Raw genomic sequence first — 13,915 nt, forward strand, 5'->3', positions numbered from 1 at the left:
AAGTCCGCATGACCGACACCTTTGCCGTCACGTTCGAAAGCCCCGTCACCGGCACGTCCCAAGCCTGGGCACGCGTACCCACTGAGCCCGATCCGGCCGAACGCGAAGCCCTCATGAGCCGTTGCGCTGAGCTGCTGCGCGCCCACGATGCGGCACTGGTCGCGCACTACTACACCCATCCCGACCTGCAGGATCTGGCCCAGGCCACCGGCGGGCTGGTGGCCGATTCGCTGGAAATGGCGCGCTTCGGCGCCCGCCATCCGGCGACCACCCTGGTGGTGGCGGGCGTGCGCTTCATGGGTGAGACCGCGAAGATGCTGTCGATGGACAAGCGCGTGCTCATGCCCGATCTCGACGCCAACTGCTCGCTCGATCTGGGCTGCCCCGCCCCGCAGTTCAGCGCCTTCTGCGACGCCCATTCCGACCGTACCGTGGTGGTCTATGCCAACACCAGCGCGGCGGTGAAGGCGCGCGCCGACTGGGTGGTGACCTCGAGCTGTGCGCTCGACATCGTGGCCCACCTGCATGCGCGAGGCGAAAAAATCCTCTGGGCACCTGACCGCCACCTGGGCGGCTACATTCAGCAGCAAACCGGTGCCGACATGCTGCTGTGGCAGGGCTCGTGCATCGTCCACGACGAATTCAAGGCCCTCGAACTCGAGATGCTCAAGGCCGAGCATCCCAAGGCCCGCGTGCTGGTCCATCCCGAAAGTCCGGCGCAGGTGGTGGCGCTGGCGGACGTGGTGGGATCGACCTCGCAGATTCTCCGCGCCGCGCGCGAGCTCGACGCGCCCGAGTTCATCGTCGCCACCGATGCCGGCATGTTCCACGCGCTGCAGCAGCAGAACCCCGGCAAGACCTTCATCGCCGCGCCCACGGCGGGCAACGCCGCCACCTGCAAGAGCTGCGCGCATTGCCCCTGGATGGCGATGAACAGCCTCGGCGGCCTGGCCCGGGTGCTGGAGACGGGGGCCAACGCCATCGAACTCGATCCGGCGCTGGCGGCGCGCGCGCGCCTGCCGGTGCAGCGCATGCTCGATTTCACCGCGGCGCAAAAGACCGCGGCGGCGGCTGGCAGTCTGGTGCCCGGCATCGGCGCGGCCTAACGCAGACGGCCGAGGTAGGAGGGCGGGGCAGGGGCTTTCTCGGGCGGATGCTTGTCCGCGCCGCTTCGCGGGGTGGTTTTGGCCGCGCCGTGCGGAAACATCACCGCCTCGAAGCGATCGGCCCACAGACGCAGATCGGCGTCGTTCTCGCTGCGGGCGATGCGCAGCACTTCGAGGGCGTACTCGGCGTTTTGCGCCATCCACTCGGTGTCGGTCACCCGGCCGATCTTGCGGCGCAGCAGAACATGCAGATGCGCGGCCAGCGCGACGGCTTCGGTGCTTCCCATGGCCAGTGCTCCTGTGAGGGTCGGCGTCATTCGATGCGTTCGCCATGCTGGCTCAGATCCAGCCCGGCCTCTTCCTCGTCGGCGCCGACGCGCAGGCCGATCAGGGCATCGATGATTTTGAGCAGGATGTAGCTGGCGACAAAACTGTAGGCCAGCGTGGCACTCGCACCCAGTGCCTGAACGAGGATCGATGCCGTCTGGCCGCTGTAGGTCGGCACGGCAAAAACGCCCGTGAGCACCGCCCCGGCGAAGCCCCCGACGCCGTGGATGCCGAACACATCGAGCGCATCGTCGGCGCCGAGCAGTCTTTTGAGCCCGGTGGCGCCCCAATAGCACACCACGCCTGAGATCAGCCCCACGGCAACCGCCCCCATCGGATCGACGAAACCCGAGGCCGGCGTGATCGCCACCAGCCCGGCCACGGCACCCGAGCAGATTCCCAGCAGCGTCGGGCGGCCGCGCAGCGTCCATTCGGTCAGCATCCAGCTGAACGCCGCGGCCGCGGTGCCGATCTGCGTGGCCAGCATCGCCATGCCGGCGCGGCCATCGGCGGCGCAGGCCGAGCCCGCGTTGAATCCGAACCAACCCACCCAGAGCAACGCGGCACCGATCATGGTGTAGGCCAGGTTGGCGGGGAGAAAGGGCTCTTCGCCCCAGCGCTGACGCTTGCCCAGCACGATGGCGCAGGCCAGGCCGGCCGCACCGGCGTTGATGTGCACCACCGTGCCGCCGGCGAAATCGAGCATGCCCATCGAGGCCAGCCAGCCCGACGGCTCCCACACCGAATGCGCCACCGGCGCGTAAACCAGAAGCGACCACAGGCCCATGAAGATCAGCATGGCGGAGAACTTCATGCGTTCGGCAAAGGCGCCCACGATCAGGGCCGGCGTGATGATGGCAAACGTCATCTGGAACATCACGTAGACCGACTCGGGAATGGTGGGCGCCAGTTCGCTGACCGAGACCGTGCCGCTGCTCTTGCTGTAGAACACCCCGTCGAGAAACAGCCGCGACAGGTCGCCGATGAAGGCATTGCCGGGCATGAAGGCCAGGCTGTATCCGGCGACGAACCACAACAGCGTGACCAGCACCGTGGTGGCGAAGACCTGCATGGTGACACCGAGGATGTTCTTCTTGCGCACCATGCCGGCATAGAACAGGGCCAGGCCCGGAATGGTCATCATCAGCACCAGGGCCGTGGAGGCGAGCATCCACGCGGTATCGCCAGCGTTCAGCGTGGCGGCCTGGGCGATATGGGGGGTCGACAGCGTGGCGGGCACCGACTGTGCCGTGGCATTCAGGGGAAGGCCGCTGGCGAGCAAGAGCGTGATGGCGGCAGAGAAACGGTGTTTTCTGGCAGGTTGTGCGTGGGTGTGGTGCATGAGAACCCCGATCGAGTGATGCTGGGGAGTTCGCAATATTCAGACCAATGCATAGGTCGGCCAAAGATGTGAACCCGTGCACACGCAAAGGGTGCTCTTGTCGAGTAATTGGCAGCTCAGGCCCGGCCTGTTGACCATGCCGCACCACGCCGAGGCTGACGTGCGTGGTTTGGCACCAGCGCAGTGCGAAAACGATGGGCCCGGCGCGATGGTCTTGAAACGCTAGCGCGTTTTCATGATGCGGGCCTTTTCCCGCTGCCAGTCGCGCTTGGCCTCGGTGTCGCGCTTGTCGTGGTCTTTCTTGCCCTTGCCCAGCGCCAGATCGAGTTTGACCCGGCCGCCCTTGTAGTGCAGATTGATCGGCACCAGGGTGTAGCCGCGCTGTTCCACCTTGCCGATCAGCTTGCGGATTTCGTCCTTGTGCATCAGCAGCTTGCGGGTGCGCGAGGCGTCCGGCCGCACATGGGTGGAGGCGCTGTTCAGCGCCGTGACGTTCATGCCGATGAGAAACAACTCGCCGTCGCGGATGACGACATAGCCGTCGGTGAGCTGCACCTGCCCGGAACGAATGGATTTGACCTCCCAGCCTTCGAGCACGATGCCCGCCTCGAAGCGGTCTTCGAGGAAGTAATTGAAGTGGGCCTTGCGGTTTTCGGCGATGCTCATGCGGGGGAATATGGGGCGTTCGGCCCTCAATACAATCCTGTCATTCTAAGAAGCCTCGATCCGCGTACGCTCGTCCATGCCCCAGGTTCACAAATCCGTCCTCATCTGGTACAGCCCGCAGGAAATGTACGACCTGGTCACCGATGTGGCCTCCTATCCGCAATTCCTTCCCTGGTGCGGAGGCACCTCGGTGCAGGCCGAAGAGGGCGACACGGTGCGGGCCAGCGTGACCATCGATTTCAAGGGCATACGCCAGAGCTTCACCACGCTGAACACCCATGTGCCCGGCGAGGAGGTCCGCATGCGACTGGTCGACGGACCGTTCTCGGCGCTGCACGGCCGCTGGGTGTTCAACCCGCTGGCCGACGGCAAGGCTTGCAAGGTCGAGTTCGTGCTCGATTACAAGTTCTCCAATTTTCTCGTGGAGAAGGTCATCGGCCCGGTGTTCAACCATATCGCCAGCAGTTTTGTCGATGCCTTCGTGCTGCGCGCCAAGCAGGTCTATGGGCCACGCTGAAGGCGACGGGCTCGTGCGTATCGCGGTGTTCTACGCGCCGGAAAACGCGCCGGCCGATCTACGATTTGTCGCCTTGCCCACGGGGGCCACGGTGGCGCAGGCGCTCGAGGTCTGCGGCTTACGGAACGTGCATCCCGAACGGGCCGGGGCCGAGATTCTCGCGGCCATCGATGGCCGGCGCGTGAGCCCCCAGCAGGTGCTGCGCGACGGCGATCGCATCGATCTCTGCGGTCCGCTGCGGGTCGAGCCCATGACCGCGCGCCGCCTGCGCGCCGCGGCGGCGCGAAACAAGGGGCGCTCAAAGCCAGGCGGCTGACACGTCCTGCGGCAGGTCGCGCGGCGGGCCCTCGAACTGCACCCGGCCATCGCCCAGCACCACCACGCGATCGGCCAGCGCGCGTGCCCAGGGCTTTTGCTCGACCATGAGCAGGCCCAGCCCCAGAGACCGCAGCCGAGCGGCGAGATCCGCCGTCTCGGCCACGCGCTGCGGCGCCAGTCCTTCGGTCGGCTCGTCGAGCAACAAGAGATCGGGGTTGCCCATCAGCGCCCGGGCGAGGGCGAGCATCTGCTGTTCGCCGCCCGAAAGCGCCTGGGCCGACACGCCCAGACGCGGCGTCAGGGCTGGGAAGAGGCGCTGCACGGTCGCTGCGTTCCAGCGCGAGGCGCCCGGGTCCGTGCGCGCGGGGTTGGCCCCCAGAAGAAGGTTTTGCCGCACGCTCAGGCGGGGAAAGATCTCGCGCTGCTCGGGCACGTAGCCCAGCCCCAGGCGTGCGCGGCGGTGTGCGGGCAGGACGAGCAGTTCGCGCCCATCCAGCCGGGCCGATCCGGTGGCGGGAATCAGGCCCATCAGCGCCTTGAGCAGGGTGCTGCGCCCGCTGCCGTTGCGTCCAAGAAGCAGGAGCAGCTCACCGGCGCGCACTTGCAGGTGCACGCCGCGCAAGACCTGCACCCGCCCATAGCCTGCATGCAGCGCTTCGATCTCGAGCGCCCGCCCACCGGGAGGCATCGGCCTCATGGCGCCGCGCCCAGATAGACCGCCTGCACCCGGGCATCGTCGCGGATCTGCGTCGGCGTTCCGTCGGCCAGCACCTGGCCCTGGTGCACCACCACCACCCGGCTTGCCAGGCGGAACACGGCGCCGGGGTCGTGTTCGATCAGCAGCAGCGTGCGGTCGGCACAGACGTGTTCGATCAGATCGAGCATGTGCCCGGCCTGGGCGCGGCTCATGCCCGCGGTGGGCTCGTCGAGCAGAAGCAGCGGGGCCTGGCCGAGCAGTCCCAATCCGAGTTCGAGTGCGCGCAGGCGGGCATAGTCGATCTGCTGGGCGGCGGCGTCTGCGCAGGTCTGCAGTCGCAGGACGTCGAGCCAGTGCTGCGTGTCGCGCTCCAGCGAGGCGTCGCCCGCCCGCTGCCGCCACCACTGGCGCGGACGCTGGCGCGCCACGAGGGCGCAACGCAGATTGTCCGCCACGCTCAACGCGCCGAAGACCTGCGGCGACTGAAAGCTGCGACCCAGGCCCGCAAGCGCGATCTGGCTTGGATGCAGCCGGTCGATGCGCTGGCCCGCGAGCCAGATGCTGCCGGCGCGCAAGGGCAGCAGTCCACTGATCGCCTGAAACAGCGTGGACTTGCCCGCGCCGTTCGGGCCGACGAGCGCCACGCGCTCGCCCGCCTCGATCCGCAGGCTCAGATTCGAGAGGATGGTCTGGCCGCCGAGCACGCAGCGCACGCCGCGAACATCGAGCACAGGCAGGCCCGACGCAGCGCTCATGCCGCCTCGCCTTCGACGCGCAGTCTCGGTGCCAGAACGCGCCTCACCAGCACACCAAGCCCCGTGCTCACCACAGCCAGCCATGCCGCGCCCGCCCAGACCTCGGCGCTGTCGGCGCGCACCGACACCCCCCAAAGCCGCAGCACGCCGTGCGCCAGCAGTTGTTGGCGCACGGCGTAGAGCAGTTCGATCAGACTGCTCGCGCCGATGAGCGACAACCCGCCGCAAACCAGCAGGGCGGCCAGCCCCCACAGTAGATCGGGGTCGCGCCGGGCGCGCAGACGACGCGCCAGCTCATGCAAGACCTCGACCAAACCCTGAGGCGCCCAGATCACGATGGCGAGAAAACCAAGGCCGACATACAGCATCCACGCCTGGGAGAGCGAGGCCAGCAAGACCTCGCTGCCCACCATCAATCCCGCGCCGAGCAAGGCGCCCCACGCCGTCCCGCTGCCCGCGGCCAGGCTGAACAGCAGGGCCATGCTCGATTGCGGCAGGCCGAGTGCCCCGGCGCTCACCTGTTCGACACGCAGGGTTTGCAAAGCACCAGCCAGACCCGCGAGGAAGGCGCTCACCAGCACGAGATGCAGGCGCACGCGACGCGGCGCGCTGCCGCTCACGGCAACGCGCAGAGGGTTGTCGCGCACGGCGCGGGCCAGCAGATCGAGCCGGGTGCCATCAAGCCAGCGGAGCAAACCCGCGGCCAGCAGCACATAGGCCGCGCTGACGCCGTAGACCTGTCGCTGCGACAGCAGGTTCAGCCCCAGCCAGACGGGCCCCGCGGTACGGTCGGTCGAGACACCGCCTTCGCCGCCGAAGAAGCCTTGCAGCATCGGCGCGGCGATGGCCACCAGCAGACCGAGCCCCAGGGTGATCATGGCGAAACTCAGCCCGCCGTGGCGCACGCTGATCGGTCCGGCCACCAGCGCGACGCCCGCGGCGAACAGACCGCCGTACAGCGGCACGAGCGCAAAGGGCAGCGGCCAGCCGGCCGCGGCGATGGCATTCATCGCATGCGCCGCCGCGTAGGCCGACAGCCCGGCGTACAGCGCCTGTCCGAAACTCAACAGCCCGGCGCGCGTGACTAGCAGTCCGACGGATAGGAGCAACAGCCAGGCGATGGCCAGTTGCGACAGCAGGTTGAAGGCGGCGCTGCTCAACGGCAGGGCCACAGGCAGCGCGACCGCCGCCGCGAACAGCGCCGTCGAGGTGAGCGTCCGCCCGGAACGGCCAGCGCTCACGGCGCCTCTTTCGCGGAAAACCGGCGGGTGAGTCCCTGGGGGCGCAGCGCCAGCACGACGACCAGCAGCAGATAGGGCAGCAAGGGGGCCGCGCGCGCCAGGTCGAGATGCAGCAGGCTGGGGATCAGGCCGTCGCTGGCTGGCCAGGTGGCGGGTGCATGCCAGCCCAGGTAGGCGAAGCCGTCGGCCAGCGAGCCGTTCACCGCCACCGCCAGCGTCTGCGCTTCGCCCACCAGCAGCGCGCCCAGCAGCGCACCGCGCAGCGAACCCAGGCCGCCGATGATGATGACGGCGAACAGCAGCGCCCCCATCTGAGCGGCCATGTCGGGTTCGGTGATGAGCAGTGGCCCGCCCACCGCGCCGGCGAGGCCCGCCAGCGCGGCTCCTGCGGCAAACACCAGAGTTTGCACCGCGCGCACGTCGTGCCCCAGCGCCGACACCATGGGGGCGTGAGTCAGTGCGGCCTGCACGATCAGGCCGGCGCGCGTGCGCCACAGCAGCAGCCAGGCCAGGGCGAGCGCGGTCAGCGCCACGGCCATGACAAAGCCGCGGTACACCGGAAACGCCACGCCGCCGAGCGTCAGCAGGCTGCCCTGCAGCGCCTGGGGAATGGCGTAGGGCACCGAGCCATTGCCCCACAGCAGGCGTGCGGCCTCCACCAGCACCACGCCAAACGCGAAAGTGGCGAGCAGCTCGGGCAGATGACCCTGGGCACGCAGGCGCCGCAGCACGCCGACCTCGAAGGCCGTGGCCAGCAGCGCCACCCCCAGAGGCGCGACCACCAGGCCGCCCCAGAAGCCGAACCACGGGCCGCTCTGCCAGGCGAGATAGGCGCCCAGCATGTAGAAACTGCCGTGGGCGAAATTGAGAATGCCCAGCAGCGAGAAAATCAGCGTCAGGCCCGAAGCCAGCAGGAACAGCAGCAGGCTGTAGCTCAGGCCATTGAGCGCAGAGAGTGCGAGCGCGTCCATGCGGGAACCGCGGCGAGGGCTCCCGGCTTTAGCGCGACGGCGGCACGGCACCGCCCGTGCTCACCGCACTCGCCGCAAGCCTGGGCTGCTTGACCGGATAGACCTCGGTCATCAACGGCCGCCGCATGGTGCACTGAGCCGGCAGCGTGGTCTGCACCGTGTCGTAGGTGTGTTCGAGTGCGAAGGTGTATCCCGTCTGTTCCACGTTGTAGGGATTGGTGGGCGAAACCGGCTGCCACGCACTCACATAGATGGGCTGGAGCAACTGATGATCGGCCGCCCGCATGGTGACGTCGCCATTGAAGGTGCGGAATTTGAGCCCTTCCATCGCGGCGGCGACTTTCAGCGGTTCGGTGCTGTGCGCCCTGGTCATCGCGGCGGTGAGCAGGGCCAGGCCGGTGTAGGTGGCGGGCACCGAGAAGTCCTGCTTGTACTTGTCGCGAAAACCTTTTTGCAGGCTTTGCAGCACGCCCGGCAGGTTGGGCTCGCTGTAATAGACGAGCTTGACGCGCCCGGCGTCGTGAGGGCCGATTTCGCTGGGTGCGCCCAGGCTGCTGGCATAGAAGGTGTAGAGGTCGGCCTTGAGTGCGCCTTGCTGCGCGGCCTTGATGAGCAGGGTGAGATCGGGGCCCCAGTTGGCGGTGATGACGCAGTCGGCCTTGGCCGCCTGCACCTTGGCGATGTAGGGCGAAAAGTCCTTGACCTGACCCAGGGGCACGAAGTCTTCGCCGACGATCTGGATGTCCGGTCGCTTGAGCGCCAGCATTTCGCGCGCGTACTTCGCCACCTGATGGCCGAAGGAATAGTCCTGCTCGATGAGATAGACGCGCTTGACTTCCGGCCGGTTGCGGATGTCGTCGGTCATCGCCTGCATGGTCATCGGCACGCTGGGCTGAAGCGCAAAGTGCCAGAAGCTGCAGTCGCTGCCGGTGAGTGCCGAATCGACGGCGGCATAGTTGAGATAGAGCACTTCCTTGCCCGGATGGCGGCTGTTGTGGCGGCTCACGGCTTTCGACAGGGCGATCGCCGCGCCCGAACCGTCGCCCTGCAAGATATACCGGATGCCCTGATCCACGGCGGCCTGCAAGGCATTGACCGTGTCTTGCACCGCGCCCTTGTTGTCGAACGGCACGATCTCGAAGCGCACGCCCGCGGTGTTGCCGCGATTGACCCGGTCGGCCACGAACTGCCAGCTCTGCAACTGATTCTGTCCGACCGCGGCGAAAGGCCCGGTCAACGGGTCGATGAAGGCCAGCTTGACGGTCGGGATCTGCCGCGCCCGCACCGGGCTGGCGCCCAACAGCATGCCGCCGGCCAGCGTGGAGAGAAAACTTCTGCGGTCGATGGTGTGCATGGCGTTTCTAAAAGGTCTTCCGCCAGGGCGGAGGAAAAAAGGCCAATGCTAAGGCAACACCGAACCAGCCCCTCGGCTGTCGCGCATCCCGGCGCACGCCATCGCGGGAACTTGTTCAGCGTGGTCCCGGTCGCGCCGAACAAGTGCCTCCACGGTGGCCAGGCCCTGAAACGATTCGGCCCCCGTCACTGAGGTCGAACCATCAGCGACGGGGGCCGGGCGAGTCGGGCTTCAGCCGTCAGAACGAGACGGTGCCCCGCACATAGACGCTGCGGCCGGGCCCGGGTACGGCAATGCCCCAGGGTAGACCGTTGATGGACATGGTCGTGCCCTGGCCGACGTAAGTGCCGCCCGTGGGCAGGTCGTAGAACTTGTTCAGCGCGTTTTCGACACCGAAGTCCACCCGCGCCTGCTTCCAGCTGTAGCTGGCACGCAGGTTGAGCAGGCCGTAACCCGCGGTGGGCACCTCGTTGCGCACTTGGGAGACATCGGTCTTGGCCTTGACCAGCACCCATTCGACGGCGTTGCTCCATGCCCCCAGGGTCTGGGTGAGGGTGAGGCGGGCGTTGAGGGGCATGATGCCGTAGAGGTTGTCGTCGGTATCGGTGTTCTTGCCCCGGGTGTAGTTGACCAGCCCTTGCAATCCGAAACTGCCCAGCGCGGTGTGGTGCGCCAGCGGCATCTTGCCCGACAGGTTGAGACCATACAGGCGGGCGGCCTGGTTCATGTATTTGAGCGTGACGAATTGCCCGGTGACCGGCGTGGCGACCGCCGTGTTGGTGGCGGCGTTCCACTGCACGGCGTCGATGTAGTCGCTCACCTGCGTGTAGAACGGCGTGGCCTGGAAGGCCCAGGCGCGGTCGGCGGCATGCCAGTCGGCGGTGGCGGTGAGGGTGGTGGCCGTCTCGGGTTTGAGGTTGGGATTGCCAATGTAGCCGTTGCCGTCGCCGACAAAGTTGTTCATCACCGCCGCCATGCTCCAGGTGGACCAGGGGTAGAGCTGGTACAGGTTGGGCGAGCGGCTGGTGCGGCCCAGGCCGACATCGAGGTCGAGGGTGTCGCTGACGCGGTATTTCGACAGCAAGGACAGGTCGATGTTGTGGTCGGTGCGCTCGCGGCTCGTGGCGTTGAAGAGCGCGGCATCTCGCGCCTGATACGTGGCCATCATGCCCATGCCGTTGGTATTGGCGTAGCCCGAGGCCGGCCCCGCGTCGGTGCGCACCTGATCCACGCGCACACCCGCGAGCGTCTGCCATTGCGGGGTGATCTGCTTTTGCCATTCGCCCCACAGGCTCAGACGATCACGCACACCGTCGTTGATGTTGTAGAAGGTGCCTGGCCACATGCCTGCGCCTGACGGCGGCCACCAGTCTTCCAGGCGGTAGCGCTGGAATTCGGTGCCGATGCGCAGGGTGTCGGTGGCGCTGAGGTCGAAGCTAGCCTTGACCTTGGCGCCGGTGGTGTGGCTTTCTGTGTCCATGGGCATGCCCGCCGCGCAAGTGGCAGAGATGGGCGAACAGGGCACGCCATACGACGCGGTGGGACCGCCGCTTGCGCTGCCGTACCAGAAGCGCCTGTCCGCGCCGAAGTCCATGTGATGGTCCACGGTCTCGTGATAGGCGCGGGCATCCAGCTCACCCCAGGCGAACTGGCGCTGCCAGTGCAGATCGAAGCGCTTCTCGGTGTTGCCCAGCATGTCCATGCGCTGGTTGGGGTAGAGCTGTTCGGGCACATCCTGATAGCCGAGCGTCAGGTCGAGCCATTGCTTGTCGCCGCGCCAGGCCATGCCCAGAAGGTGGTTGCGCACGTCGTAGGCCGTGGAGCCGACCACGTCGCGTCCCAGGCTCTGGCCGGGATTGCCGGTGGCGGTGAAGCTCTTGAAGTCGCCTCCGGCCTTGTAATCGTCGGCCTTGGCCAGGCTGCCGTCGTAGCGGATGGCAAAGGCGTCGGTGCCGTAATGCGCCGAGAGACCCAGATCCTTGCCGCTGCCATTGGTACGGTAGCCCGCGCTGACTTCGCCGCCGGCGATGGTCTTGCCCGGCGCGGCGAACTGCGGCGGGGCGGTTTTCACGTCGATCGCGCCGCCGATGGCATCGCCGCCGACAGACACAGGCGCCACGCCCGGATACACCGTGATGCTGGAGACCTGATTCGGCGAGACATACGACAGCACCGGGTTCATGTGATTGGGGCAACTGGCGATGAGGCCCATGCCGTCGAGCTGGATGTTGAGCCGGTCGTCGGCCAGGCCGTTGATCTGCGGCAGACCGCTCACGCCCCCCGCGGCATTCACGCTCAGCCCGGGCAGACCGTTCAACAGACTGGCGGTATCGCTGGTCCGCGCCCGTTGGGCATCGAGCGACTGGCCGGCCAGAAAACGGGCCCAGGGCGGGGCGGCCTGCGGCGCGGTCACCACCACGGGAGGGAGCGTGACCTCCGCGGCCTGCACAGGCAGGGCGATGCCGCAAAACGCGCTGGCAAGCGCGAGCGGGAGCAGACGTGGGGAGGGGTTGGGTGGGCTGGCAGAATGTCGCATGGATCGAGAAAGGCGAGGGACGAAGCGTCGTGACGAAGGCAAAGCGCACACTCTAGAAAGCGGGTTGCGCGTTCTCGTGCGACAAAAAGTCGCATTTGTCGGCCGAGGGGCACAGGGGTTTTCCCCAAAATGACAAATCTCACGCAGGCTGATTTCGTCTTGTTCGACGACGCGCAGGCCGATTCCGCGCAGCCCACCAGCCGCCTGTTGCTCACGCCGGTGTCGCGGTGGAGCGCTGTGGCCGAAAGCGAGGTTGCGCCGGCTTTCGAGCAGGTGGAATGGGCCGTCGCGCAGGGTTTGCAGGTGGCTCTCTTCGTGGCCTATGAGGCGGCAGCGGCGCTGGCGGGTCTGCCCGTGCAGGATCGCGATCAGAAAGACACGCCGCTGGTCGAGGCGCTCGCGTTCGAGGCGGTCACCATGCTGGACGCGCAAGGGGTGAGCCGATGGCTGCAGAGGCAGACGGCGCATCTGCCGCAAGAGCCGTGCGGCGTGGCCGCCTTGCAACCGGGCATCGCGCCCGAGCAGTACACCGCGGCGCTGACCCGTATTGCCGAACACCTGCACGCCGGTGACTGCTATCAGATCAACTTCACCTGGCCGTTGCACGGGCAGGTGTTCGGTCATCCGCTGGCGCTTTATGCCGCGCTGCGGCAGGCGCAGCCCACGCGCTATTCCTGTCTGGCCCGCTTGGGCGAACGCTGGATCTTGAGCTTCTCGCCCGAGTTGTTTTTCGCCCGCGACGGGGCGGCCCTGCGGGCGCGGCCGATGAAGGGCACCGCGCCGCGCCGGGCCGAGCCCCAGGCCGACGCGCAGGCCGCGCGGGCGCTGGCGGCCGATCCCAAGAACCGCGCCGAGAATCTGATGATCCTCGATCTACTGCGCAACGACCTCGGGCGGCTGGCCGTGCCGGGCAGCGTGCAGGTGCCCGAGCGCTTCACCGTCGAGCCCTATCCGACCGTGTGGCAGATGACGTCGAGCGTGCAGGCCGTGCTCGACGAGCAGGCGGCTCCCCGGCGGTGGGCGGAGATCTTCGCCGCGCTCTTTCCTTGCGGCTCGGTCACCGGCGCGCCCAAGCGCAAAAGCATGGAGATCATCCGTGCGCTGGAGGGCGGACCGCGCGGGCTTTACACCGGCGCGCTGGGCTTCATCGACCCGCGTTCCGAGACCACGGGGCCGCAGGCGGTTTTCAATGTGCCCATCCGCACCCTGGAAGTTGACGACGCCATGCAGTCCACGGGCGCAGGCGCGGGCACTCGTGCCTTCCGGCTCGGCGTGGGCAGCGGCGTGGTGGCCGACTCCGAGCCCGCCGCCGAGTGGCAGGAGTGCTGGGACAAGCTGCGCTTCGTCACCGCACACGATCCGGGCTTCGGCCTGATCGAGACCTTTGCCGCGCTATGGCCTGCGCAGAGCGGGCGCATCGAGCGGCATCTGGCCCGTCTGGCCCAATCGGCCGCGTACTTCGGCTTTGCCTGCGATCTGCCCGCGCTGCGCCAGGAACTGGCCGAGGCCCATCACGATCTTGAATGTCCCGCCACCGTCCTACGACAAGAGAACTCCGACCCCTGGCAGGCCGCGTGCGACGGGCTCGCCCCCGCGCCCTGGCGCACGCGGCTGGTGTTGCGCAAGTCGGGCGCGTTCGAGCTTGAGGTGCAGCCCATGCCGCCGGCGCCGCAGCAGCCGGTAAGGTTGCTGCGGGCCGCGGACGTGCTCGATGCCTCCGACGTGTTCCTGCGCCACAAGACCACGCACCGCGCCCGCTACGACGCCGCCTGGCAGGCCGCCCAGGCCCGGGGCGCATTCGACCAGGTGTTCTGCAACGCGCGCGGTGAACTGTGTGAAGGCGGGCGCAGTTCGCTGCTGTTGCGCCTCGACGGCCAGTGGTGCACCCCGGCGCGGAGCAGCGGTCTGCTGCCCGGCGTGGCGCGGCAGTGGCTGATCGATCATGGTGGGCTGCGCGAGGCCGTGCTGCAAGCCGCCGACCTGCAGCGCGCCGAACGGCTTGCCGTGGTCAACAGCCTGCGCGGCGTGTTGGCGGCCGTGCTCGGGTGAGGTCTCGGAAGAAGGGTCAGGCGCAGACTGGCCCGG

At 67.7% G+C, this 13,915-nt stretch carries 13 protein-coding genes; 4 read left to right on the top strand and 9 right to left on the bottom strand.

Annotated features, from left to right (window positions below):
- Positions 1 to 8: 8 nt before the first annotated feature.
- Positions 9 to 1,106, top strand: coding sequence for a quinolinate synthase NadA (gene nadA / locus BVH73_RS12450; RefSeq protein WP_079419120.1), 1,098 nt, complete (start codon positions 9 to 11; stop codon positions 1,104 to 1,106).
- Here nadA and BVH73_RS12455 read toward each other — a convergent pair.
- From BVH73_RS12455 to smpB, 3 genes are all read right to left on the bottom strand, one after another.
- The gene (locus BVH73_RS12455) at positions 1,103 to 1,393 is read right to left on the bottom strand and encodes a hypothetical protein (RefSeq protein WP_079419121.1); all 291 of its coding nucleotides are present in this window, start codon (positions 1,391 to 1,393) and stop codon (positions 1,103 to 1,105) included. The genes nadA and BVH73_RS12455 overlap by 4 nt on opposite strands.
- A 26-nt stretch (positions 1,394 to 1,419) precedes the next feature.
- Entirely contained in the window at positions 1,420 to 2,775 is a 1,356-nt protein-coding gene (locus BVH73_RS12460) for an ammonium transporter (RefSeq protein ID WP_079419123.1), read from the bottom strand.
- Between the two features lie 222 nt (positions 2,776 to 2,997).
- Positions 2,998 to 3,441 carry an SsrA-binding protein SmpB gene (smpB, locus tag BVH73_RS12465; protein ID WP_079419125.1) on the bottom strand — a complete coding sequence of 148 codons (444 nt, stop codon included), beginning with the start codon at positions 3,439 to 3,441 and terminating at the stop codon, positions 2,998 to 3,000.
- 76 nt (positions 3,442 to 3,517) lie between these two features.
- Here smpB and BVH73_RS12470 point away from each other — a divergent pair, with 76 nt between their 5' ends.
- Positions 3,518 to 3,958 (top strand): type II toxin-antitoxin system RatA family toxin, encoded by a 441-nt coding sequence (locus tag BVH73_RS12470; protein ID WP_079419127.1) that lies wholly within the window; start codon positions 3,518 to 3,520, stop codon positions 3,956 to 3,958.
- Complete coding sequence (locus BVH73_RS12475; protein ID WP_079419129.1) at positions 3,945 to 4,274, top strand: RnfH family protein; 330 nt, start codon at positions 3,945 to 3,947, stop codon at positions 4,272 to 4,274. Before BVH73_RS12470 ends, BVH73_RS12475 begins: the two co-directional genes overlap by 14 nt.
- On the opposite strand, the gene BVH73_RS12480 is transcribed toward BVH73_RS12475, so the two are convergent.
- The 6 genes from BVH73_RS12480 to BVH73_RS12505 all read right to left on the bottom strand — a co-directional run bounded on the left by BVH73_RS12480 (position 4,257) and on the right by BVH73_RS12505 (position 11,830).
- Entirely contained in the window at positions 4,257 to 4,964 is a 708-nt protein-coding gene (locus BVH73_RS12480) for an ABC transporter ATP-binding protein (protein WP_154048543.1), read from the bottom strand. The two genes, BVH73_RS12475 and BVH73_RS12480, sit on opposite strands and share 18 nt — an antisense overlap.
- A 5-nt stretch (positions 4,965 to 4,969) precedes the next feature.
- Positions 4,970 to 5,728, bottom strand: coding sequence for an ABC transporter ATP-binding protein (locus BVH73_RS12485; RefSeq protein ID WP_079419133.1), 759 nt, complete (start codon positions 5,726 to 5,728; stop codon positions 4,970 to 4,972).
- Positions 5,725 to 6,969 (bottom strand): branched-chain amino acid ABC transporter permease, encoded by a 1,245-nt coding sequence (locus BVH73_RS12490; RefSeq protein ID WP_079419135.1) that lies wholly within the window; start codon positions 6,967 to 6,969, stop codon positions 5,725 to 5,727. The genes BVH73_RS12485 and BVH73_RS12490 overlap by 4 nt, the downstream gene beginning before the upstream one ends.
- Positions 6,966 to 7,940, bottom strand: a complete 975-nt coding sequence (locus BVH73_RS12495) for a branched-chain amino acid ABC transporter permease (protein ID WP_079419137.1) — start codon at positions 7,938 to 7,940, stop codon at positions 6,966 to 6,968. The genes BVH73_RS12490 and BVH73_RS12495 overlap by 4 nt, the downstream gene beginning before the upstream one ends.
- A gap of 28 nt (positions 7,941 to 7,968) precedes the next feature.
- Complete coding sequence (locus BVH73_RS12500) at positions 7,969 to 9,294, bottom strand: branched-chain amino acid ABC transporter substrate-binding protein (protein ID WP_079419139.1); 1,326 nt, start codon at positions 9,292 to 9,294, stop codon at positions 7,969 to 7,971.
- Positions 9,295 to 9,532: 238 nt separating this feature from the next.
- Positions 9,533 to 11,830, bottom strand: a complete 2,298-nt coding sequence (locus BVH73_RS12505) for a TonB-dependent receptor plug domain-containing protein (RefSeq protein WP_079419141.1) — start codon at positions 11,828 to 11,830, stop codon at positions 9,533 to 9,535.
- A 129-nt stretch (positions 11,831 to 11,959) separates the two neighbouring features.
- Here BVH73_RS12505 and pabB point away from each other — a divergent pair, with 129 nt between their 5' ends.
- Positions 11,960 to 13,879: an aminodeoxychorismate synthase component I gene (gene pabB, locus BVH73_RS12510; protein WP_079419143.1), complete on the top strand. Its 1,920-nt coding sequence runs from the start codon at positions 11,960 to 11,962 to the stop codon at positions 13,877 to 13,879.
- The last annotated feature ends 36 nt before the right edge of the window (positions 13,880 to 13,915 follow it).

This window comes from Thiomonas intermedia (assembly GCF_002028405.1).
Lineage (GTDB): Bacteria > Pseudomonadota > Gammaproteobacteria > Burkholderiales > Burkholderiaceae_C > Thiomonas > Thiomonas intermedia.

What these genes read in the sequence shown, in the direction of transcription:
- nadA (WP_079419120.1), top strand. Translation starts at nt 9, where the DNA reads ATGACCGACACCTTTGCCGTCACGTTCGAAAGCCCCGTCACCGGCACG.
- BVH73_RS12455 (WP_079419121.1), bottom strand. Translation starts at nt 1,393, where the DNA reads ATGGGAAGCACCGAAGCCGTCGCGCTGGCCGCGCATCTGCATGTTCTG.
- BVH73_RS12460 (WP_079419123.1), bottom strand. Translation starts at nt 2,775, where the DNA reads ATGCACCACACCCACGCACAACCTGCCAGAAAACACCGTTTCTCTGCC.
- smpB (WP_079419125.1), bottom strand. Translation starts at nt 3,441, where the DNA reads ATGAGCATCGCCGAAAACCGCAAGGCCCACTTCAATTACTTCCTCGAA.
- BVH73_RS12470 (WP_079419127.1), top strand. Translation starts at nt 3,518, where the DNA reads ATGCCCCAGGTTCACAAATCCGTCCTCATCTGGTACAGCCCGCAGGAA.
- BVH73_RS12475 (WP_079419129.1), top strand. Translation starts at nt 3,945, where the DNA reads ATGGGCCACGCTGAAGGCGACGGGCTCGTGCGTATCGCGGTGTTCTAC.
- BVH73_RS12480 (WP_154048543.1), bottom strand. Translation starts at nt 4,964, where the DNA reads ATGCCTCCCGGTGGGCGGGCGCTCGAGATCGAAGCGCTGCATGCAGGC.
- BVH73_RS12485 (WP_079419133.1), bottom strand. Translation starts at nt 5,728, where the DNA reads ATGAGCGCTGCGTCGGGCCTGCCTGTGCTCGATGTTCGCGGCGTGCGC.
- BVH73_RS12495 (WP_079419137.1), bottom strand. Translation starts at nt 7,940, where the DNA reads ATGGACGCGCTCGCACTCTCTGCGCTCAATGGCCTGAGCTACAGCCTG.
- BVH73_RS12500 (WP_079419139.1), bottom strand. Translation starts at nt 9,294, where the DNA reads ATGCACACCATCGACCGCAGAAGTTTTCTCTCCACGCTGGCCGGCGGC.
- BVH73_RS12505 (WP_079419141.1), bottom strand. Translation starts at nt 11,830, where the DNA reads ATGCGACATTCTGCCAGCCCACCCAACCCCTCCCCACGTCTGCTCCCG.
- pabB (WP_079419143.1), top strand. Translation starts at nt 11,960, where the DNA reads ATGACAAATCTCACGCAGGCTGATTTCGTCTTGTTCGACGACGCGCAG.